Annotated in this window: 16 protein-coding genes; 9 read left to right on the top strand and 7 right to left on the bottom strand. The window is 67.8% G+C overall.

The features are described from left to right. Positions 1-29: 29 nt before the first annotated feature. A complete protein-coding gene (locus SD196_RS04885; RefSeq protein ID WP_416311104.1) occupies positions 30-653 on the top strand; it encodes a TetR/AcrR family transcriptional regulator in 624 nt (207 codons plus the stop codon). A gap of 181 nt (positions 654-834) precedes the next feature. Here SD196_RS04885 and SD196_RS04880 read toward each other — a convergent pair whose 3' ends face one another. The 4 genes from SD196_RS04880 to SD196_RS04865 all read right to left on the bottom strand — a co-directional run bounded on the left by SD196_RS04880 (position 835) and on the right by SD196_RS04865 (position 5,287). Beyond that, positions 835-1,584 (bottom strand): ABC transporter permease, encoded by a 750-nt coding sequence (locus tag SD196_RS04880; protein ID WP_275610300.1) that lies wholly within the window; start codon positions 1,582-1,584, stop codon positions 835-837. Between the two features lie 13 nt (positions 1,585-1,597). After that, on the bottom strand, positions 1,598-2,308 hold the full coding sequence (locus tag SD196_RS04875; RefSeq protein ID WP_275610299.1) for an ABC transporter permease: 711 nt from the start codon (positions 2,306-2,308) through the stop codon (positions 1,598-1,600). 78 nt (positions 2,309-2,386) lie between these two features. Further along, positions 2,387-3,172, bottom strand: coding sequence for a transporter substrate-binding domain-containing protein (locus SD196_RS04870; protein ID WP_275610298.1), 786 nt, complete (start codon positions 3,170-3,172; stop codon positions 2,387-2,389). A 69-nt stretch (positions 3,173-3,241) separates the two neighbouring features. Continuing rightward, positions 3,242-5,287 carry an aminotransferase class I/II-fold pyridoxal phosphate-dependent enzyme gene (locus tag SD196_RS04865; RefSeq protein WP_343574864.1) on the bottom strand — a complete coding sequence of 682 codons (2,046 nt, stop codon included), beginning with the start codon at positions 5,285-5,287 and terminating at the stop codon, positions 3,242-3,244. A 293-nt stretch (positions 5,288-5,580) separates the two neighbouring features. On the opposite strand from SD196_RS04865, the gene arnB reads away from it, so the two are divergent. The 8 genes from arnB to SD196_RS04825 are packed head-to-tail and all read left to right on the top strand — an operon-like array spanning position 5,581 to position 14,490. Beyond that, positions 5,581-6,720, top strand: coding sequence for a UDP-4-amino-4-deoxy-L-arabinose aminotransferase (arnB, locus tag SD196_RS04860; protein WP_343574866.1), 1,140 nt, complete (start codon positions 5,581-5,583; stop codon positions 6,718-6,720). A gap of 7 nt (positions 6,721-6,727) precedes the next feature. After that, positions 6,728-7,735, top strand: a complete 1,008-nt coding sequence (arnC, locus tag SD196_RS04855) for an undecaprenyl-phosphate 4-deoxy-4-formamido-L-arabinose transferase (RefSeq protein WP_343574868.1) — start codon at positions 6,728-6,730, stop codon at positions 7,733-7,735. Then, on the top strand, positions 7,732-9,756 hold the full coding sequence (gene arnA / locus SD196_RS04850) for a bifunctional UDP-4-amino-4-deoxy-L-arabinose formyltransferase/UDP-glucuronic acid oxidase ArnA (protein WP_343574871.1): 2,025 nt from the start codon (positions 7,732-7,734) through the stop codon (positions 9,754-9,756). The genes arnC and arnA overlap by 4 nt, the downstream gene beginning before the upstream one ends. Next, positions 9,756-10,640 carry a 4-deoxy-4-formamido-L-arabinose-phosphoundecaprenol deformylase gene (arnD, locus tag SD196_RS04845; protein ID WP_343574874.1) on the top strand — a complete coding sequence of 295 codons (885 nt, stop codon included), beginning with the start codon at positions 9,756-9,758 and terminating at the stop codon, positions 10,638-10,640. The genes arnA and arnD overlap by 1 nt, the downstream gene beginning before the upstream one ends. After that, on the top strand, positions 10,637-12,283 hold the full coding sequence (gene arnT / locus SD196_RS04840; protein WP_343574877.1) for a lipid IV(A) 4-amino-4-deoxy-L-arabinosyltransferase: 1,647 nt from the start codon (positions 10,637-10,639) through the stop codon (positions 12,281-12,283). The genes arnD and arnT overlap by 4 nt, the downstream gene beginning before the upstream one ends. Continuing rightward, the gene (arnE, locus tag SD196_RS04835; protein ID WP_343574880.1) at positions 12,280-12,624 is read left to right on the top strand and encodes a 4-amino-4-deoxy-L-arabinose-phosphoundecaprenol flippase subunit ArnE; all 345 of its coding nucleotides are present in this window, start codon (positions 12,280-12,282) and stop codon (positions 12,622-12,624) included. The genes arnT and arnE overlap by 4 nt, the downstream gene beginning before the upstream one ends. After that, positions 12,621-13,061 (top strand): 4-amino-4-deoxy-L-arabinose-phosphoundecaprenol flippase subunit ArnF, encoded by a 441-nt coding sequence (gene arnF / locus SD196_RS04830; RefSeq protein WP_275610290.1) that lies wholly within the window; start codon positions 12,621-12,623, stop codon positions 13,059-13,061. The genes arnE and arnF overlap by 4 nt, the downstream gene beginning before the upstream one ends. A 40-nt stretch (positions 13,062-13,101) precedes the next feature. Continuing rightward, positions 13,102-14,490, top strand: a complete 1,389-nt coding sequence (locus SD196_RS04825) for a UDP-glucose/GDP-mannose dehydrogenase family protein (protein ID WP_343574884.1) — start codon at positions 13,102-13,104, stop codon at positions 14,488-14,490. Between the two features lie 243 nt (positions 14,491-14,733). Here SD196_RS04825 and SD196_RS04820 read toward each other — a convergent pair whose 3' ends face one another. The 3 genes from SD196_RS04820 to ptsP are packed head-to-tail and all read right to left on the bottom strand — an operon-like array spanning position 14,734 to position 20,336. Further along, on the bottom strand, positions 14,734-16,479 hold the full coding sequence (locus tag SD196_RS04820; RefSeq protein WP_343574887.1) for a PTS fructose-like transporter subunit IIB: 1,746 nt from the start codon (positions 16,477-16,479) through the stop codon (positions 14,734-14,736). A gap of 36 nt (positions 16,480-16,515) precedes the next feature. Further along, positions 16,516-17,451, bottom strand: coding sequence for a 1-phosphofructokinase (pfkB, locus tag SD196_RS04815; RefSeq protein WP_275610287.1), 936 nt, complete (start codon positions 17,449-17,451; stop codon positions 16,516-16,518). Further along, a complete protein-coding gene (ptsP, locus tag SD196_RS04810) occupies positions 17,451-20,336 on the bottom strand; it encodes a phosphoenolpyruvate--protein phosphotransferase (RefSeq protein WP_343574891.1) in 2,886 nt (961 codons plus the stop codon). The genes pfkB and ptsP overlap by 1 nt, the downstream gene beginning before the upstream one ends. Positions 20,337-20,418: the final 82 nt, after the last annotated feature.

Raw genomic sequence — 20,418 nt, 5'->3', positions numbered from 1 at the left:
CAGTCATTACCAGCCCGCAAGGACACCCCTTGGACATGCCTCGCCAGAAAGCCCAGCGCGCCACCTCCGAGGAACGTCGCGACCACCTGGTGCGCGCCTGCCTCAAGTGCCTGGTCGCCGATGGCCACGCGGGCATCTCGGTGCGCCGCATCGCCAAGGAAGCCGGCGTCGCCGTCGGCCTGGTGAACCACCACTTCGGTAGCATCGACGCGCTGGTCGCCCAGGCCTACGAGACCCTCGCCAGCGAAGTCACCCAGGCGCTCTACGAACAGGTCGACGCCGCCGGCAACGACCCCGCGGCGCGCATGGAGGCCTTCCTCACCGGCTCCTTCTCGCCCCAGGTCCTGGACCCCGACCTGCTCAGCCCCTGGGTGGTGTTCTGGAGCCTGATCCGTCACTCGCCGCCGGTGAACGACGCTCACGAACGCGGCTATCAGAGCTACCTCGCCATCCTGGAAACACTCATCAGCGACCTCGCTGCGGCCGAAGGCTTCACCGTGGCACGACCGCGCCTGGCCGCCATCGGCCTCTCCGCCATGCTCGACGGGCTGTGGCTGGAGTGGTGCCTGAACCCCGCCACCTTCAGCGCCGCGGACGGCCTGGAACTCAGCCGTTGCTGGGTTGAAGGGCTACGTCGCGGCGCCTATGCCTGACGATCTGCTGCGCGTCGGCTGGATGTCCTTGGGCGGCGCTCTCAGATGCTCATTTACTGGCGTAAACTCCGCTCCTCGAGCCGCCCCCGCCTAACCCAGCTCCAGCTCCAGCTCCAGCTCCAGCTCCAGCTCCAGCTCCAGCTCCAGCTCGCGAGATCGTGATGCGAGCATGAATCCACTATCAAACAGCCGTACGCGGCCGCCGCTTGCCCAGCCAGGAACGCGACGTCGTGCTCTGCGCCTCGCGGCGAATCGGCGTGGTGCGCTCCAGCACGGAGAAGCCGGCTTCGATGATGAAGGTCAGGCAGATGTAGATCGCCGCCACCAGCAGCAACGGTTCGTAGACATGGAAGGTCTGCGCGCGCACCACGTTGGCCGCGCCGAGTAGGTCGACCACGGCGATGGTGGACGCCAGCGCGGTGGACTTGAGCAGCATCACGCTCTCCCCCGCCAGGGTCGGCAGCAGCAGGCGGATCGCCCGGGGCAGCCAGACGCGGTAGAGCACCAGCGTGCGATTCATGCCGAACGCCGAGGCGGCCTCCAGCTCACCGCGCGGCACTGCCCGCAGCCCGCCACGCACCACCTCGCCGACATAGGCGCCGACCGAGAGGATCAGCGCGATGACGATGTACCAGAAGCCATCGCGCAGGTAGGGCCAGAGAAAGCTGCCGCGGATCAGCGGGAACTGCGCGAACAGACTGCCCAGGCCGTAGTAGAAGATGTAGATCTGCACCAGCAGCGGCGTGCCGCGGATCACACTGGTGTAAGCCAGCGCCAGGCGCGAGACCAGGAAGTTGCGCGACATCCGCGCCAGCGCCACGCCCAGTGCCAGCGCGAAGCCCAGGATGGCGGAGATCAGCAGGATCACCAGGGTGGTGCCCAGCCCCTTGAGCAGCAGGGTGCCGTAGACGAATAGCCAGTGTTCGTTCATTGCCGCGCCTCGTTCAAACCGCCGGAATCCAGCGGCGGAAGCGCCGCTCCAGGTAGCCTGCGAACAGGTTGGAAAGCACGGTGAGCACGTAGTACAGCGCCGCCGCGGTGAGGTAGAAGGTCAGGTAGTGCCGGGTGGAGCCGGCGGCCTGCTTGGCGGTGTAGAGCAGCTCGTTGGTGCCCACCACGCTGATCAGCGCGCTGTCCTTGATCAGGTTGACCCAGAGGTTGGCCATGCCGGCCAGCGCGTTGGGCGCCATGATCGGCAGGGTCACCCGGCGGAACAGGCCGAAGCCGTGCATGCCGTAGGCCCGCGCGGCCTCGATCTGCCCGTAGGGGATCGCCTGGATCGCGCCACGGAAGATTTCCGAAGCGTAAGCGCCCTGCACCAGGCCGAGTACGACGATGGCCACCATCATGCCGTTGAGCTTCACCTCGCCGAAGCCGAGCCAGGCGAAGAGCTCGTTCAGGCCCATGGAGCCGACATAGAACAGCAGCAGGATCAGCAGCAGTTCCGGCACCGCCCGGCACAGCGTGGTGTAGCCGCGCGCGAGCATCGCCAATGGCCGGGGTCCGCCGATCTTGGCGCTGGCCGCGCCGAGGCCGATCAACAGGCCGACCAGGAAGGCGCCGACGGAAATCTGCAGGGTAACCAGCAGCCCCTTGAGCAGCGCCGGGCCCCAGCCCGTGGCGCCGAAGCCGATCAGGTCGAAGATGCTTTGCATGGCATTCACCGTAATTGGAGGCTCAGTGCCGTACCCGCGCCCTGAGCGGACGCGGGTCCATCAGCTCACGTCCGGGGGTTATTGCTTGGGCGCGACGCTCATGCCGAAGTACTTGTCCGACAGCGCCTTGTAGTCATCGCTGGCCAGCAGCTTGCCGATGGCTTCGTCGACCCGGGCCTTGAGCGCGGTATCCTCCTTGCGCAGGCCGGCGCCGACGCCACGGCCGAAGAGCGGGTCGTGCTTCACCTCGCCCTTGCTGACGATCCCGGCCGCCTGGGCGTCCGGCGACTTGAGGAAGGTCGCCACGGCGATGGCGTCGGCCATCATCAGGTCGATGCGTCCGGCCACCAGGTCGGCGTTCACCGAGTCCTGGGTGTCGTAGTAGCGCACGTCGGCGATCTTCTCGTAGTACTTCTTCAGGTAGTTGGAACTGACGGTGGAAATCTGCACGCCGATGGTCTTGCCCTTCAGGCCCTCGGGGCTGATCTGCAGGTCCATGGCCTGAGGCGCGGCTACACCCACCGGGGTGTCGTAGTAGGGGCGGCTGAAGGCGATCTGCTTCTCGCGCTCCTCGGTGATGGACAGGGAGTTGAAGATCACGTCGATCTTCTTCGCCAGCAGGGCTGGGATGATGCCGTCCCAGGCCACTTCGTCGATCTCACAGGTCGCCTTCATCTCGGTGCAGACCTTGCGGATCAGGTCCGGCTCGAAGCCGGCCCAGCTGCCGTCGGGCTGCTTCTGCGAGAAGGGCGGATAGGGTTCGGCGGCCAGGGCGAAACGGATCGTCTCGGCCTGCGCGCTTACCGCGCCGGCCATGAGCATCGTTGCACCCACCACCCAGTTGCACAGACCTTTCTTGTTCATCGTGATCCCCTGCCTTGTTTTCGATTGTTATGGGTCACGCTCATCGATGCGCCGACTGCGCGGCATCGGTCAGCGATTCTGGTGCGCGTTGACGAACTGCCGGCAGCGCTCGCTGCGCGGCCGCGAGAAGACTTCCTCGGGCGTGCCTTCCTCTTCGATCAGGCCCTTGTGGAGAAACGCCACGTGGCTCGAAACGTCGCGAGCGAAGGCCATCTCGTGGGTAACCAGGATCATGGTCCGCCCTTCCTCGGCCAGCGAGCGGATCACCCGCAGCACCTCACCCACCAGTTCCGGGTCCAGCGCCGAAGTCGGCTCGTCGAACAGCATGACCTTTGGCCGCACCGCCAGCGCGCGGGCGATGGCCACGCGCTGCTGCTGGCCGCCGGACAGGAAGGCCGGGTAGGTGTGGCGTTTCTCCGCCAGGCCGACACGCTCCAGCAACGCCTCGGCACGCTCGCGGGCTTCGGCCTTGCTCTCGTGGAGGACGAAGGTCGGCGCCTCGATCAGGTTTTCCAGCACCGTGCGGTGCGGCCACAGGTTGAAGTTCTGGAACACCATGCCCAGCTGCGAGCGGATACGCGTCAGCTGCTTCTGGTCGGCCACCATCGGCTCGCCGTGGCGGTTCTGGGTCAGGCCGATGGTCTCGCCGTTGACGGTGACCGTGCCCTGGTTGGGAATCTCCAGCATGTTGATGCAGCGCAGCAGGGTGCTCTTGCCCGAGCCGCTGGCGCCGATCAGCGAGATCACCCCGCCCTCGCGGGCCGACAGCGACACCCCCTTGAGTACCTCGAAGTCGCCGAAGCGCTTGTGCAGATCGCGGACCTCGATCACCGACTTGCTCGCGGGCTTCGCCGGCTCCTGTAGGAGCGGACCTTGTCCGCGATCCGCCGCCGCACCTGGGTTCGATTCGCGGGCAAGGTCCGCTCCTACGGGCGAAGCTTTCGCCGGTAGGGTCTCAACGAATCGAATGATCCGCGCACAGGCCTCGGCCATGCTCTCGTCGCTCAAACCGAACGACAGCCGAACGAAACCTTCCGCCTGCGGGCCGAAGGCCGCCGCATCCAGCACCGAAACGCCGGTGGCATGGAACAGCTGCCAGGAGAAGTCCAGCGAACTCAGCCCCGTGTCGCGCACGTCCACCATGACGAACATGCCGGCTTCGGGCCGGAGCACTTTCACCCGCGGGCAATCGCTCAACGCGGCAACCACCAGGTCACGGCGACGGCGATAGATCTCGCGCATCGACGACACCACCTCGTCGTGCCGCTCGACGGCCACCCGCGCGGCCTCCTGAACGAACCCTGGCAGGCCGTAGAACATGTTCAGCGCAAGGTTTTCCAGGTGAGCGACCAGCGTCGGGTTGGCGACCACCCAGCCGGTGCGCCAGCCCGTCATGGCATGGGATTTCGACAGGCTGCCGATACTCAGGGTGCGTTCGGCCATGCCCGGCAGGGCGGCGAAACTCTGGTGCTCGCGCTCGAAGGTCAGGCCCTCGTAGACCTCGTCGACCACCACCCAGAGATCGTGGACGCGGGCCAGCTCGGCGATGGCCAGCAGTTCCTCGCGGTTGAGCACGACGCCAGTGGGGTTGTTCGGGTTGGCGAAGAAGATCGCCTTGGTGCGCGGGGTAATGGCGGCGGCCAGGTCGGCGGCTTCGGGGCGGAAGCCGTTGCCGGCGCGGGTCGGCACCGGCACCAGCACGGCGCCGGTGGACTTCAGGGTGGCTTCGTAGGTGACGTAGACCGGGTCGAAGACGATGACCTCATCCCCCGGTTCCAGCAGGCACATGGCGGCGGCAAACAGGCCGTTCTGCGCGCCGGCAACGACGATGACGTTCTCGGCCGCCGTCGCCTGTCCGCAGCGTCGTTCATGCAACGCGGCGATGGCCTGGCGCAGCTCCGGACGCCCGGCCACGTCGCTGTAGTGGGTATCGCCGGCACGCAGGGAGGTGACGGCGGCCTCGGTGATGAAGTCCGGTGTGGCGAAATCCGGATCACCGACGCTCAGGACGATCACATCCCGGCCTTCACGCTGGGCGGCGATGGCCGCGTAGTGAATGTCCCAGGCGGCGACGCCGGGTCCGACCATCCTGTCCACAAGCGACGAATAACGCATGCGAGAACCTCATCCGAATGACGGAATGTCCGACGGGTATTGGAGTTGTTGTCCGTCAGAGCGTGAGGCCAACATACGCAGGAATGAACGAGTGTTCAACAGCGATTACCGACACTCCAATGTCGTTTTCAGGATGCCCCGGAATTCCCCCATCCCGGCTCGGATTGCCGATGAAGCCCCTTCGGCGAGCAGGATTACAGTTTCACCACAAGCACTTAACGGGTTCTTAACGTATGCCTCGATAACTTTCCTACACTCAAATAGCGCGGCTCCGGCCCAGCAGGACCCATAACATGGACATGAACTTCCTCCCCTTCTCCCGCCCCAGCATCGGTGACGAGGAGATTCGGGCGGTCAATCAGGTGCTGCGCTCCGGCTGGATCACCACCGGCCCGCAGAACCAGGAGCTGGAACAGCGCTTCGCCCAATCCATCGGCTGCAAGCACGCCGTGGCCATCGCCTCGGCCACCGGCGGCATGCACCTGGCCCTGCTGGCGCTGGGCATCGGCCCGGGCGACGAGGTGATCACCCCGTCGCAGACCTGGGTCTCCACCGCCAACATGATCTGTCTGCTGGGCGCGACCCCGGTGTTCGTCGACGTCGACCGCGACACCCTGATGACCGACGCTGCCCGCATCGAAGCGGCGATCACCCCGCGCACCCGCGCCATCATCCCGGTGCACTACGCCGGCGCACCCGCCGACATGGACCCGATCAACGCGCTGGCGCAGCGCCACGGCATCGCCGTGATCGAAGACGCCGCCCACGCCGCCGGCACCCGCTACCGCGGCCGCACCGTTGGCCAGACCGGCACCGCGATCTTCTCCTTCCATGCGATCAAGAACATGACCTGCGCCGAGGGCGGCATGTTCGTCACCGACGACGACGCCTTCGCCGATCGCGTGCGCATGCTCAAGTTCCATGGCCTGGGCGTGGACGCCTACGACCGCCTGACCCACGGCCGCAAGCCGCAGGCCCAGGTGATCGAGCCCGGCTTCAAGTACAACCTCACCGACATCAACGCGGCCATCGCCCTGGTCCAGCTCGACCGCCTGGAGGCGATCAACGCACGCCGCGCCGAACTGGCGGCGGCCTACCAGGAGCGCCTGGCCGGCCTGCCGGTCGAGCCGCTGAGCGTGCCCGACTACCCGCACCAGCACGCCTGGCACCTGTACATCCTGCGCATCGATGCCGAGCGCTGCGGCATCGACCGCGACGGCTTCATGCAGGCCTTGCAGCAACGCGGCATCGGCAGCGGCATCCACTTCATCGGCAGCCACCTGCACAGCTACTACCGCCAGCGCTTCCCCGGGGTCAGCCTGCCCAACACCGAATGGAACTCGGCGCGCCTTTGCTCCATTCCGCTGTTCCCCGACATGACCACCGGCGACCTCGACCGCGTGGTGGAAGCTATCGAAACCATCACCCGGTAACGCCATCGTGAAAGCCTATCCGATCAACCTCGTGTCCATCGTCATCCCGGTGTACAACGAGGAAGCCAGCCTGCCCGAGCTGCTGCGTCGCACCAGCGCCGCCTGCGAGAAGCTGGGCCGCGACTACGAGATCATCCTGATCGACGACGGCAGCCGCGACGGCTCCGCCGACCTGCTCCTTGAGGCCGCCGAGGCCCCCGGCAGCCACGTCGTCGCGGTGATCCTCAACCGCAACTACGGCCAGCACGCGGCGATCATGGCCGGCTTCGAAGAGTGCCGGGGCGACGTGATCATCACCCTCGACGCCGATCTGCAGAACCCGCCGGAAGAAATTCCGCGCCTGGTGGAGGAAGCCGCCAAGGGCTACGACGTGGTCGGCAGCGTGCGCCAGAAGCGCCAGGACTCGGCCCTGCGCCGCTGGCCGTCGAAGCTGATCAACCTCGCCGTGCAACGCTCCACGGGCGTGGCCATGAGCGACTACGGCTGCATGCTGCGCGCCTACCGCGCGAGCATCGTCAAGGCGATGCTGGCCTGCCGCGAGCGCAGCACCTTCATCCCGATCCTGGCCAACAGCTTCGCCCGTCACACCACCGAGATCATGGTCGCCCATGCCGAGCGTGAACACGGCGAGTCGAAGTACGACTTCATGCGCCTGATCAACCTGATGTTCGACCTGGTCACCTGCATGACCACCACCCCGCTGCGCCTGCTGTCGCTGGTGGGGGGCGCCATGGCGGCGGCCGGCTTCGGCTTCGCCCTGCTGCTGGTCATCCTGCGCGTGATCTTCGGCGCCGCCTGGGCCGGCCACGGTGTCTTCGTCCTGTTCGCCGTGCTGTTCACCTTCACCGGCGTGCAACTGGTGGGCATGGGCCTGCTCGGCGAGTACCTGGGCCGCATGTACAACGACGTGCGCGCCCGCCCGCGCTTCTTCATCGAGCGCATCGTCCGCCAGCGGACCACGCTCGAAACCCGTTCGACCACCCCTTCCTCTTCTCTCGAGTCCCTCCAGCCATGACCCAGCAGACCATCGTCTTCGCCTACCACGACATCGGCTGCACCGGCATCGAAGCGCTGCTCGCCGCCGGCTACCAGATCGACGCTGTCTTCACCCACGCCGACGACCCGCAGGAAAACCGTTTCTACGGCTCCGTCGCGCAGCTCTGCGCGCGCCACGGCATCCCCGTGCACGCTCCGGAAGACGTCAATCACCCGCTGTGGATCTCGCGCATCCGCGAACTGCAGCCGCGCTATATCTTCTCCTTCTATTACCGCAACCTGCTCGGAGAAGAACTGCTGGCCTGCGCCTCCGAAGGCGCCTTCAACCTGCACGGCTCGCTGCTGCCGCGCTACCGTGGACGCGCGCCGGCCAACTGGGTGCTGGTCAATGGCGAGACCGAGACCGGCGTCACCCTGCACCGCATGGTCAAGCGCGCCGACGCCGGCGCCATCCTCGCCCAGCAGCGCGTGGCGATCGGCGCGGACGACACCGCACTGATCCTCCACGGCAAGCTGCGCCAGGCTTCCCGCGAACTGCTGGACGAAGCGCTGCCCAAGCTTGCCAAGGGCGAGCTGAGCGAAGTAGCGCAGGACGAGTCCCGCGCCAGCTACTTCGGCCGCCGTACCCCGGCTGACGGCGCCATAGACTGGCAACGTCCGGCCCGCGAGCTGCACAACCTGGTCCGCGCGGTCACCCAGCCCTACCCCGGCGCCTTCGCGCCCGTGGGCGATCGCAAGCTGATCGTCTGGAGCTCCCGCGTCGCCAGCGGCAACGGCGGCCAGGCGCCGGGCTCGGTGCTCAGCGTCGATCCGCTGCGCATCGCCTGTGGCGAAGACTCGCTGGAAATCCTCTCCGGCCAGCAGGGCGACGCCGGCCTGTTCCTCGCCGGCCCGCAACTGGCCCGCGAGATGGGCCTGGTGGAAGGCTCGCGCCTGTACGGCGCGGCGCGCAAGGCCAAGCGCAAGACCCGCGTACTGATCCTCGGGGTCAACGGCTTCATCGGCAACCACCTGTCCGAGCGCCTGCTGCGCGACGGCAACTACGAAGTCTACGGCCTGGACATCGGCTCCGACGCCATCGAGCGCCTGCGCAGCAACCCGGACTTCCACTTCGTCGAAGGCGACATCAGCATCCACACCGAGTGGATCGAGTACCACATCAAGAAGTGCGACGTGGTCCTGCCGCTGGTGGCCATCGCTACGCCCATCGAGTACACCCGCAACCCGCTGCGCGTATTCGAGCTGGACTTCGAGGAAAACCTCAAGCTGGTCCGCTACTGCGTGAAGTACAACAAGCGCGTGATCTTCCCCTCCACCTCCGAGGTGTACGGCATGTGCACCGACGCCAACTTCGACGAAGACAAGTCGAACCTGGTGGTCGGCCCCATCAACAAGCAGCGCTGGATCTACTCGGTCTCCAAGCAACTGCTCGACCGGGTCATCTGGGCCTACGGCCAGAAAGGCCTGAAGTTCACCCTGTTCCGTCCGTTCAACTGGATGGGCCCGCGCCTGGACCGCCTGGACTCGGCGCGCATCGGCAGCTCCCGCGCCATCACCCAGTTGATCCTGCACCTCGTTGAAGGCACCCCGATCCGCCTGGTGGATGGCGGCGCGCAGAAGCGCTGCTTCACCGACGTCAACGACGGCATCGAAGCCCTGGCCCGCATCATCGACAACGAAGGCGGCCGCTGCGATGGGCAGATCGTCAACATCGGCAACCCGGACAACGAAGCCAGCATCCGCCAGCTGGGCGAGGAGCTGCTGCGTCAGTTCGAAGCCCACCCGCTGCGCGACCAGTTCCCGCCGTTTGCCGGCTTCCGCGAAGTGGAAAGCCGCAGCTTCTATGGCGATGGCTACCAGGACGTGTCGCACCGCAAGCCGAGCATCAAGAACGCCCGCCGCCTGCTGGACTGGGAGCCCACCGTCGAGCTGACCGAAACCATCGGCAAGACGCTGGACTTCTTCCTGCGCGAAGCCCTCGCCGAGCGCGAAGGCGGCGCAGCGCACGCCGTGCCGCTGAAAAGCAAAAGCATCGCGTAATGCAGGCCGGACTGCGTATCGACGTGGATACCTACCGGGGCACCCGTGAAGGAGTGCCCCGGCTTCTGGATATCCTCGACGAAGCCGGCATCAAGGCGACCTTCTTCTTCAGCGTCGGCCCGGACAACATGGGCCGCCACCTGTGGCGCCTGATCCGGCCGCAGTTCCTGTGGAAAATGCTGCGCTCCAACGCCGCCGGGCTGTACGGCTGGGACATCCTCCTGGCCGGCACCGCCTGGCCGGGCAAACCCATCGGCCGCGACCTCGGCCACCTGATGCGACGCGCCAGTGAAGCCGGCCATGAAATCGGCCTGCATGCCTGGGACCATCACGGCTGGCAGGCCAACGCCGGGCGCTGGAGCCCCGAGCAACTGGTGGAGCAGATTCGCCAGGGCGTCGACACCCTCGCCGACATCATCGGCAAACCGGTGGACTGTTCCGCTGCCGCCGGCTGGCGCGCCGACGAGCGCGTAGTGGAGGCCAAGGAACGTTTCGGCTTCCGTTACAACAGCGATTGCCGCGGTACCGCGCTGTTCCGCCCCCGGCTCGACGACGGCCGCATCGGTGCGCCGCAAATCCCGGTGGACCTGCCGACCTTTGATGAAGTGGTGGGGCCGCAGGTGTCCGCCGCCGACTTCAACGACTTCATCCTCCAGCGCTTCCGCAAGGACGCGCTCAACGTCTACACAATCCATGCCGAGGTAGAAGGGATTCTCATGGCAGACATGTTCCGTCAGTTGCTCAGGCGCGCCCGACAGGACGACATCCAGTTCCACCCCCTGGGCCGGCTGCTGCCGGACAACCCCGCCAGCCTGCCCGTCGCCCGCCTGGTGCGTGGCGAACTGGCTGGCCGCGAAGGCTGGCTGGGGGTACAACAGGCATGAAGCGCCTCGCCTACCCGACGCTGCTGGCGGCTTTCCTGCTCTGCATCCTGCTGCCGCTGGGCTTCCACGGCCTGTGGATTCCCGACGAGACCCGCAACGCGCAGATCGCCCAGGCCATGTGGGAAAGCGGTGACTGGGTGTCGCCGCACCTGCTCGGCCTGCGCTATTTCGAGAAGCCCACCGGCGGCTACTGGTTGATCGCCGCGAGCCAGGCGGTGTTCGGCGAGAACCTGTTCGGCGTGCGCTTCGCCTCGGCCCTGGTCAGCGCCCTCAGCACCCTGCTGGTGCTGCTGGTGGCCCGGCGCCTGTGGAACGATCCGCGCCGCACCTGGGCCGCGGGGCTGCTTTACGCCAGCTTCGGACTGATCGCCGGGCAGGCCGGCTACGCCAACCTCGACCCGCAGTTCACCCTCTGGGTGAACCTCAGCCTCGCCGCCCTCTGGTTCGCCTTTGACGCCACCGCGACACGCGCGCGCATCGCCGCCTGGAGCCTGCTCGGCGCGGCGTGCGCCATGGGCCTCATGACCAAGGGGTTCCTCGCTTTCTTGCTGCCGGTAATCGTCGGCGTGCCCTATGCGCTGCTCAATGGGCGCTTCATGGACCTGCTGCGCTACGGTCCGCTGGCCGTGCTGGTGGCCGTCCTGGTGAGCCTGCCCTGGGCGCTGCTGATCCACGCCCGCGAGCCGGACTTCTGGAATTTCTTCTTCTGGCACGAACACATCCGCCGCTTCGCCGGCGAGGACGCACAACATGGCCGTCCCATCTGGTTCTTCGTGCCGCTACTGTTCGCCAGCGCCCTGCCCTGGGCGGTGCTGATCGTTCCCGCGCTGTGCAAGGGCGCCACCCGCCTGCGCGATCCCCGGCTGGGCTTCCTGCTGCTGTGGTTCGCCATGCCGTTCCTGTTCTTCAGCCTGGCCAAGGGCAAGCTGCCGACCTACATCATGCCGTGTTTCGCCCCGCTGGCCCTGTTGATGGCCGACAGCCTCGCGGATGCACTGCAACAGGGTCGCCAGCGGATGCTGCGCCTGAACGGCGCGCTCAATCTGCTGATCGGCCTGGCCGCGCTGATTGCGCTGGTAGTCCTGCAACTGCGCCATCCACTGTACAAGGACGAAACGCCCAGCGTGGTGATGGTCGGCATCGTCTGCGTCGCCTGGCTGGTCTGCGGCGCGCTGCAACTGCTGCGCCCAACCCGGCTGTGGGCCGCCTCGGCGTTCGGCCTGTGGATTCTGGTGGCGCTGCTGCCGGCGGCCATGCCCAATACCATGGTCAACAGCAAGATGCCCGACCAGTTCGTCCGCGAACACCTGGATGAGCTGCGCGGTGCCGACAGCCTGCTGAGCAACGACCTTGGCGCCGCCACCGCCCTGGCCTGGCGCACCGGGCGCAGCGACGTGAACCTGCTCAATACCGTGGGCGAGCTGAAGTACGGCCTCGACTATCCCGAGGGCGCCGGCCGCAGCATTACCCTGGACGACGCCCAGGCCTGGATCGCCCAGGCCCGCGCCAAGGGCTCCGTCGGCGTGCTGCTGCGGGTCAACGGCGCCAGCGACGAGGAAGACCTGAAGCAGATGCCGAAGGACGCCATCAGCTTCCGGCAGAACCATCTCGTCGTCCTGCTGATCCCGAAGGCGGCGCCATGATCGCCCTGCTGCTGGCCAGTGTGTGCCTGCTGACCTGCCTGGGGCAGATCGCGCAGAAGCTCGCGGTGGAAAGCTGGCGGGGCCGCGAGCTCGGCTGGCTGACGCAGTTGCTCAGCCCCTGGCTGCTGCTGGCCGTCGCCTGTCTGGGCGGCGGCCTGCTGCTCTGGCTGCTGCTGCTGCAACGCCTGGACGTGGGGCTGGCCTACCCGATGCTGAGCCTGAATTTCGTACTGGTGACCTTTGCCGCGCGGGCGCTGTTCCGCGAGCACATCGACGCCCGCCACTGGGGCGGCGTCGCGCTGATCGTCGCCGGCGTGGCCCTGCTGGGGTTGCAGTCATGAGCGTCTGGCGCGGCATCGGTCTCGCCCTGGGCAGCGTAGTGCTGGTCAGCGGCGCGCAGCTGGGCATGCGCTGGGGCATGACCCGCCTGCCTGCGCCCTCGCAGTGGCTCGATGCGCTCGGCAGCCTCGATCTGGCCGCCCTGCTGGTGCTGGCCGGCGCGGTGCTGGCCTATGCGCTGTCGATGCTCTGCTGGCTGATCGCCCTGAACCATTTGCCGCTGAGCCGCGCCTATTCGCTGCTGAGCCTCAGTTATGCCCTCGTCTACCTCGGCGCCTCGTGGCTGCCGGGCCTGGGCGAGCCCTTGAGCCTGGCGCGCACCCTGGGTGTCGGCCTGGTCATCGCCGGTGTGATCACCATCAACGCACCGCGTCGCGGCAATGGAACAAACGTCATCAAATCCGGCGACGCTCGCCAAAAAATCACACAGTACGAATGACCCCTGAACCGGTCATGAGCCCTCAGCGGGAGAGCACAGCATGAAAATCAGCGTATTCGGTATCGGCTATGTGGGGCTCGTCCAGGCCGCCGTCATGGCGGAAGTCGGCCACGATGTCCTGTGCATGGACATCGACGAAGAAAAGATCGCCAAGCTCAAGCGCGGGCACATCAGCATCTTCGAGCCCGGCCTTGCCGAACTGGTGAGGGACAACCTGGAGGCCGGTCGCCTGCACTTCACCAGCGATGTCGCCGAAGCCACCGCTCACGGCCGGGTGCAGTTCATCGCCGTGGGCACGCCGCCGCTGCCCGATGGCTCGGCGGACCTGCGCGCCGTGCTGGCCGTCGCCGAAGGCATTGCCCGCAACCGCACCCAGCCGGTGATCATCGTGGAGAAGTCCACCGTTCCCGTGGGGACCGGCGACCGCGTCAAGGCCCACGTGCAGCAGGTGCTCGCGGAGACCGGCCGGACGCTGGAGTTCGAGATCGTCTCCAACCCGGAATTCCTCAAGGAAGGCTCCGCCCTGGCCGACTGCCGCAAACCCGATCGCATCGTCATCGGTTGCGAGAGCCCGGAAGTGCTGGACGTGATGCGCGAGATCTACGAGCCGTTCAACCGCAACCACGACCGCATCATCAGCATGAACCTGCGCAGCGCCGAGCTGACCAAGTACGCGGCCAACTGCATGCTGGCAACCAAGATCAGCTTCATCAACCAGATCGCCGAGCTGGCCGAGCACATGGGTGCCGACATCGAGGCCGTGCGCCAGGGCATGGGCGCCGACCCGCGCATCGGCTACCACTTCATCTACCCCGGCTGCGGCTACGGCGGCTCCTGCTTCCCCAAGGACGTCCAGGCCCTGATCCAGAGCGCCGAGGAAGCGCACTGCTCCAGCGATCTGCTGCGAGCGGTGGAATCGGTGAACCAGCGGCAGAAGAGCAAGCTGTTCGAACGCATCAGCAGCTACTACGGCGGCAATCTCAAGGGCCGCACCTTCGCCCTCTGGGGTCTGTCGTTCAAGCCCAACACCGACGACATGCGCGATGCGCCGAGCCGCACGCTGATGGAAGCGCTCTGGGCCGCCGGCGCCAAGGTCCGCGCCTTCGACCCCGAGGCCATGCCCGAAGCCCAGCGCCTGTACGGTCACGATGAGCGCCTGACCCTGATGGGCACGCCCGAAGCGACCCTCGGCGGCGCCGACGGCCTGGTGATCTGCACCGAATGGCGGCAGTTCAAGGCGCCGGACTTCGAGCTGATCGCCAGCCGCCTGAAGGCTCCGGTGATCTTCGACGGCCGCAACCTGTTCGACCCGGAGCGCATGGCGCGCCATGGCTTCGAATACTTCGCCATGGGCCGCGGCGACTCGCACCGCCTGCCGGTGCCGGCTCCGGTGCCTGCGCTGAAACAACCCCAGCAACGCCACGCCTGAGGCGCCGCTCGCCGGCGCCTTTCGTAGGAGCAGACGAAGTCCGCTCCTACGGGCAAAATCTCACTGCTCGAACGTAGGGCGTATAACGTTCGACGTTATACGCCGTTTGACCTTGATCCCAGGGCACTCCGGGCCTGGCCTTGAAACCGGTTCGACCTTGGGCCCCAGGGTACTCCGGGCTCGATCCTGGAGCGGGCGGCAAGGCCAGGCGCATCGGCGTATAACCGCGAACGGTTATACGCCCTACCGAGCGGGCTCCCCCATCACCATCATCGGCGCCGCTTCCGAGCGCTTGAGCACGGCATAGAGCACACCGGTCACCACGCTGCCCACGGCGATCGCCAGCAGGTACAGCAGCGCATGATTCATCGCGTTGGGAATCAGCAGCACGAACAGCCCACCGTGGGGCGCCAGCAGTTTGCAGCCGAATAGCATCGACAGCGCACCAGTCAGCGCGCCACCGACGATGCTCGCCGGGATCACCCGCAGCGGGTCCTTGGCGGCGAAGGGAATCGCGCCCTCGGAGATGAAGCACAGCCCCAGCACCAGCGCCGCCTTGCCGGCCTCGCGCTCGCTCTGGGCGAACTTGCGCCGCGCTAGCAGGGTGGCGATGCCCATGCCGATCGGCGGGACCATGCCGCCGGCCATCACCGCCGCCATCGGCGCATAGCTCTGCGAGGCCAGCAAGCCCACGGAGAAGGCATAGGCCGCCTTGTTGATCGGTCCGCCAAGGTCGACGCACATCATCCCGCCCAGCAGCAGCCCCAGCAGGACCGCATTGGTGGTGCCCATGCCGGCGAGGAAGTCGGTCAGCGAATGCATCATCGCTGCTACCGGTGAGCCCACCACGTAGATCATCACCAGCCCGGTGAACAGGCTGGCCAGCAGCGGAATGATCAGGATCGGCTTGAGCGCCGCGACACTGGCCGGCAACGGAATCCACTGCGCAATGGCCCGCGCCGAATACCCGGCCAGCAGGCCCGCGACGATGCCACCGAGGAAGCCCGCGCCCAGGGTACTCGCCAGCAGGCCACCGATCATCCCCGGCGCCAGGCCCGGCCGGTCGGCGATGGACCAGGCGATGTAGCCGGCGAGCATCGGCACCATCAGCTTGAACGCCGCCTCGCCGCCGATCTGCATCAGCGCGGCGGCCAGCGTGCCCTGCTCCTTGAACGCCTCGATGCCGAAGACGAAGGACAGCGCGATCAGCAGACCGCCCGCCACCACCATCGGCAGCATGAAAGACACGCCGGTGAGCAGGTGCTTGTATACCCCGCGCGCCTCCTTTTTCCCCGGCGCCGCGCCGCTGCCGGCCGTCGCGGCGGACTCCGCCGCCGCCTCCTTCAGCGCGCGATCGAGGATCGCCTGCGGCTGCTTCAACGCCACGCCCGTGCCGCAACGGAAGATACGCTTGCCGGCGAAACGCTCGGTGTTCACTTCGATATCCGCCGCCAGCAGCACCACATCGGCGCCGGCGATATCCTCGGCGCTCAGCGGATTGCGGGCACCCACCGAACCCTGGGTCTCCACCTTCAGCTCGTAGCCCATCTGCTGCGCTGCCTGCTGCAACGCCTCGGCGGCCATGAAGGTGTGCGCCACACCGGTCGGACAGGCGGTGACCGCCACCAACTTCGCGGCACGCGCCACCTCAGTGGAAACGCTCGGTCGCTCCTCGCCCTGCCACACGACGGCGTCCTGGGCCGCGCGCTGGAGGAACGCGGCGGGATCGGCCAGCGCCTCGGCCGGGCGCGCCTGCAGCAGGCGCTTACCGACGAAGCGCGAAAGGTCCAGCGGCTGCGCGCTGACCACCAGCACCCAGTCGGCCGCCGCGATCTGCGCCGCGGAGAGCTGGCGTTCGGGATGCTGCGGGTCGTGCTGCTCGACGCACACCGCCCAGCCCAGGCGCTCGGCCGCCGCGCGCAACAGGCGTGCGCTGAGCACACTGGTGATCTGGCCGTTCGGGCAGGCCGTGATAAGGGCAAGGTTCATCGTCATAACCTCTTGTTGTTCTGGATGCGGCGCGACTCAGGCCTGGGCCTGAACCTGCACGCCGTCTTCGATCTGGTTCAGGCGCGGCGCATCGCCGATGCCGAACTCGAACTGGGTGACCGCCAGCGCCGCTACCGCCGTGGCGTGGCGCAGCACGCGCTCGGCCGGCCAGCCAACCAGCAGGCCGTGCAACATACCGGCGAGCAGCGAGTCACCCGCGCCCACCGTGCTCGCCACCTCGACCCTGGGCGGAATCGCCCGCCAGTTGCCTTGCGGGCCGAACCAGCGCACACCATCAGCGCCCTGGGACAGCACCACCTGCTCGATGCCACGCGCCCGCAGCGCCTCGGCCTGCTCGGCCAGCGCCGCCGGCGTGTCGAGGAGTTGTCCACAGGCTTCGGCCAGCTCGGCATCGTTGGGCTTGATCAGCCAGGGCGCCGCGTCGAGCCCGGCGCGCAGGGCCGCGCCACTGCTGTCGAATGCCACCTTCAGACCGCGCCGCCCGAGCCGTAGCAACAGCTCACGCAACCAGTCGGGATCGACCCCGCGCGGCAGGCTGCCGGCGACCACCACCAGCTCATGCTCGCTGGCGATCCGGCCGAGGCAATCGAGCAAGGCGTCCTGCTCGCGGGCGCTCACCTCCGGGCCGGGGCCGTTGATATCGGTGATGCGCCCGTCGCCTTCGGCCAGCTTGATATTGCTGCGGGTTTCCCCCGGCACGCGGACGAAGGCGTCGACGAAACCACGGCGCTGGAACAGCGCCTCGAAAGGCGCCGCATTGTCCGCACCGAGGAAGCCGGTCACGCTCAGCGAATGACCGAGATCGGCCAGCACCTGCGCAACGTTCAGACCCTTGCCAGCCGCCTGGCTGAGCACCGACTCGCTGCGATTGACCTCGCCGACCTCGAGCCGGGGCAGGCGCACCGTCAGGTCCAGCGCGGGATTCAGGGTGATGGTGAGGATGCGCGCCATCAGTTCACCTCCGGCAGGGCCTGGGCGACGCATTCGCGCACCTCGGCGGCGGAGCCCAATGCCAGCGCGGTTTGCGCCAGCTCGCGGGCCATCGGCAGATCGAGCTCGCGCACCCGTGCCTTGACCAGCGGGATACTGCGCGCCGACACGCTCAACTCGTCCACCCCCAGCCCCACCAGCAGCGGCACCGCCTGCGCATCCGCCGCCAGCTCGCCGCATACGCCTACCCACTTGCCGTGGGCATGGGCGGCGCGCACGGTCATGTCGATCAATTGCAGCACCGCCGGGTGCAGGCCGTCGGCCTGCGCCGACAGGGTCGGATGGCCACGGTCGATGGCCAGGGTGTACTGGGTCAGGTCGTTGGTGCCGACGCTGAAGAAGTCCACTTCGCGGGCCAGCACCGGCGCGAGCAGCGCCGCCGAAGGCACTTCGACCATGATGCCCAGTTGCAGGTCATGCTCGCCGCCCAGCTCCGCGCAGAGCTGCCGGGTGAGATCGCGGGCCTGCCGCCATTCCTCCACCTGCCCGACCATCGGGAACATGATGCGCAACGGACGCCCGGCGGCGGCCCGCAGCAAGGCGCGCAACTGGGTCTGGAAAATCTGCGGGCGCTGCAGGGTCAGACGCACGCCGCGCACACCGAGGTAAGGGTTCTCCTCCCGCGGGATCGGCCAGTACGGCAGCGGTTTGTCGCCACCCACGTCGAGGGTACGCACCACCAGGGGGCGCCCGCCGAGGGCATCGAGCACGCGGCGGTACTCGGCCTCCTGGGTCGCCTCATCGGGCGCCTGGGGGTTGTCCATGAACACGAATTCGGTGCGCAGCAGGCCGACGCCTTCCGCGCCCTGCTCGACCGCCGTCACGGCGCCGGAGGTGTCGCCCAGGTTGGCGCAGATTTCCACGGCATGGCCGTCTCGGGTGATCGCCGGCTCATGACGGCGCGCCTCGGCGCGCTCGGCACGGCGCCGGCGCTGGTCGCGCAGGCGTTCGGCCTCCGCCAGGCACTCCGCACTCGGCGACACCCGCAGCTCACCCTGGTCGCCATCGAGCAACAGGAGGGTCTCGGGTTCCAGCGCCAGCACCGCCGCACCGGCGCCGACCAGGGCGGGAATGCCCAGCGCGCGGGCGATGATCGCGCTGTGCGAGGTGGCCCCGCCGCGCGCGGTGAGAATGCCGGCCACCCGCTCGCGGTCCAGCCGCGCCACGTCGGAAGGGCCGACCTCGTCCATCACCAGGATGTAGGGACGCTCCGGCGCGGCGGCACTCTGTGCGCCGCACAGGCGCGCCAACACCCGCCGGCCAACGTCCCGCAGGTCGGCCGCGCGCTCGGCCAGCAAGGCATCGCGCAGCGCTTCCTGCTCGCTGGCGACGCGCTCGATCACCCGGCTCCAGGCCGCCTCGGCGCTCGCCCCCTCGGCCAGCCGAGACTGCACCTCGTCGGCCAGCTCCGGGTCCTCCAGCAGCGCCTGGTGGGTGACGAAGATGTCACGGATGGCCTTGACCTGGGTGCGCTTCACCAGCGCCTCGATCTCGGCGGAAATCGCCTCGCGCGCCTCATCCAGACGCTGGCGCTCCACCTCGATCGACTCGCCACGCTCGGCGAACTTGAAAGGCCGCTCGACCTGCACATAGGCAGGACCGCTGGCGATACCGGGAGATGCGGCGATGGCCTGCAAACGGCTGCCCGCCTCCGGCGCCATGACGGTTTCCGCTTCGGTAACCTCGACCATGACGGCAGCCGGCTCCGGCGTTTCGGGCAGCGCTTCGATCTCCTCGCCCAGCCCCTGCTCCACCGCCAGGCGCACAGCCTCCAGAGCGCGCTCGGCGATCTCGGGTTCGGCGAAGAACTCCAGCACCTGTCCACGCCGCGCCCCCAGGCTGAGCAGCTTGCTCAGGCTGCGGATCGACACCGGCGCGCTGTCGGCCTCGGCGATGCGCACGCGAATCTCACCCTCGAAGTCCCGCGCCAGCAGCATCAGCACCTGCGCCGGGCGAGCATGCAGGCCATGCGGGTTGGCCAGTGGCACCCGCACGCTCGGCCAGTCCACCGGCAGTTCACCACCCAGGGCCTCCAGTACATGACGACTGGTCGTGGCCCGCGCCAGCTCGGTGGCTCGACCGTCCACCAGCAGGTCGCACAGACGTTCGAACATCGCCCGGTGCGAGTCGCCCTGGCTGGCCAGACAGAACAGCCCGCGCACCGGCAGGCCGGCATGGTTCAGCTCGCGCTGCGGGGTGACGAAGGCCAGGCCCGGCCGCGAGACGCGCTCGGCGCTATGCAGCCACCAGAGCCCGTCGCCCAGCGGCAGCGCTTCGCTGCCATGCAGTTCGGCGGCGAAACCGGGCTCGACGCAGCCGGCCTTCTTCAGCCGGCGCGCACCCAGCACGGTGAGTTCGTCGAAGTCCTCGGCGGCGACGCCCAACCCGACCAGCTGGCTGTCCAGCAACAAGGCCTGTGGCGCACCGCGCAGCAGATGCAGTAGCGCCTCGGGGCTCTCGGCCAGACGCAGTGCCTCGCCCATTTCGCCATCGCCCAGCGCACGGGTAAGCAGTTGCAGCAGGTGCAGGTGTTCATCGGACTTGGCGGCGATGGCGATGGCCAGGTGCACCGTCTGGCCATCCCCCCAGGCGACGCCCTCGGGGAAGTGCATCAGGCGCACGCCGGTGCGCTGCACCAGGTGGCGGGTATCCGGTGTGCCGTGGGGAATCGCGATGCCCTGCCCCAGGTAGGTGGAGCCCTGCGCCTCGCGGGCCTGCAAGCCGGCGAGATAGCCGGCGGCGACCAGTCCGTCATCCTCCAGGGCCGCGCCGAGCAGCGCCAGGGCGGCCTGCTTGTCGGCGGCGCGCTGGTCCATGCGAACCTGCTGCGCGTTCAGTTCGAGCATCGCGTTCTCCTCGCCTGCGTTCTGGCGCGCCGGCGCTTGGGGCGGTCATCCGCTTGTATGGTGAACAGCTTAGAACCTGTGG

This window comes from Pseudomonas macauensis (assembly GCF_047902425.1).
Taxonomy (GTDB): domain Bacteria; phylum Pseudomonadota; class Gammaproteobacteria; order Pseudomonadales; family Pseudomonadaceae; genus Pseudomonas.
This window is presented reverse-complemented; position numbering and strand designations above follow the sequence as displayed.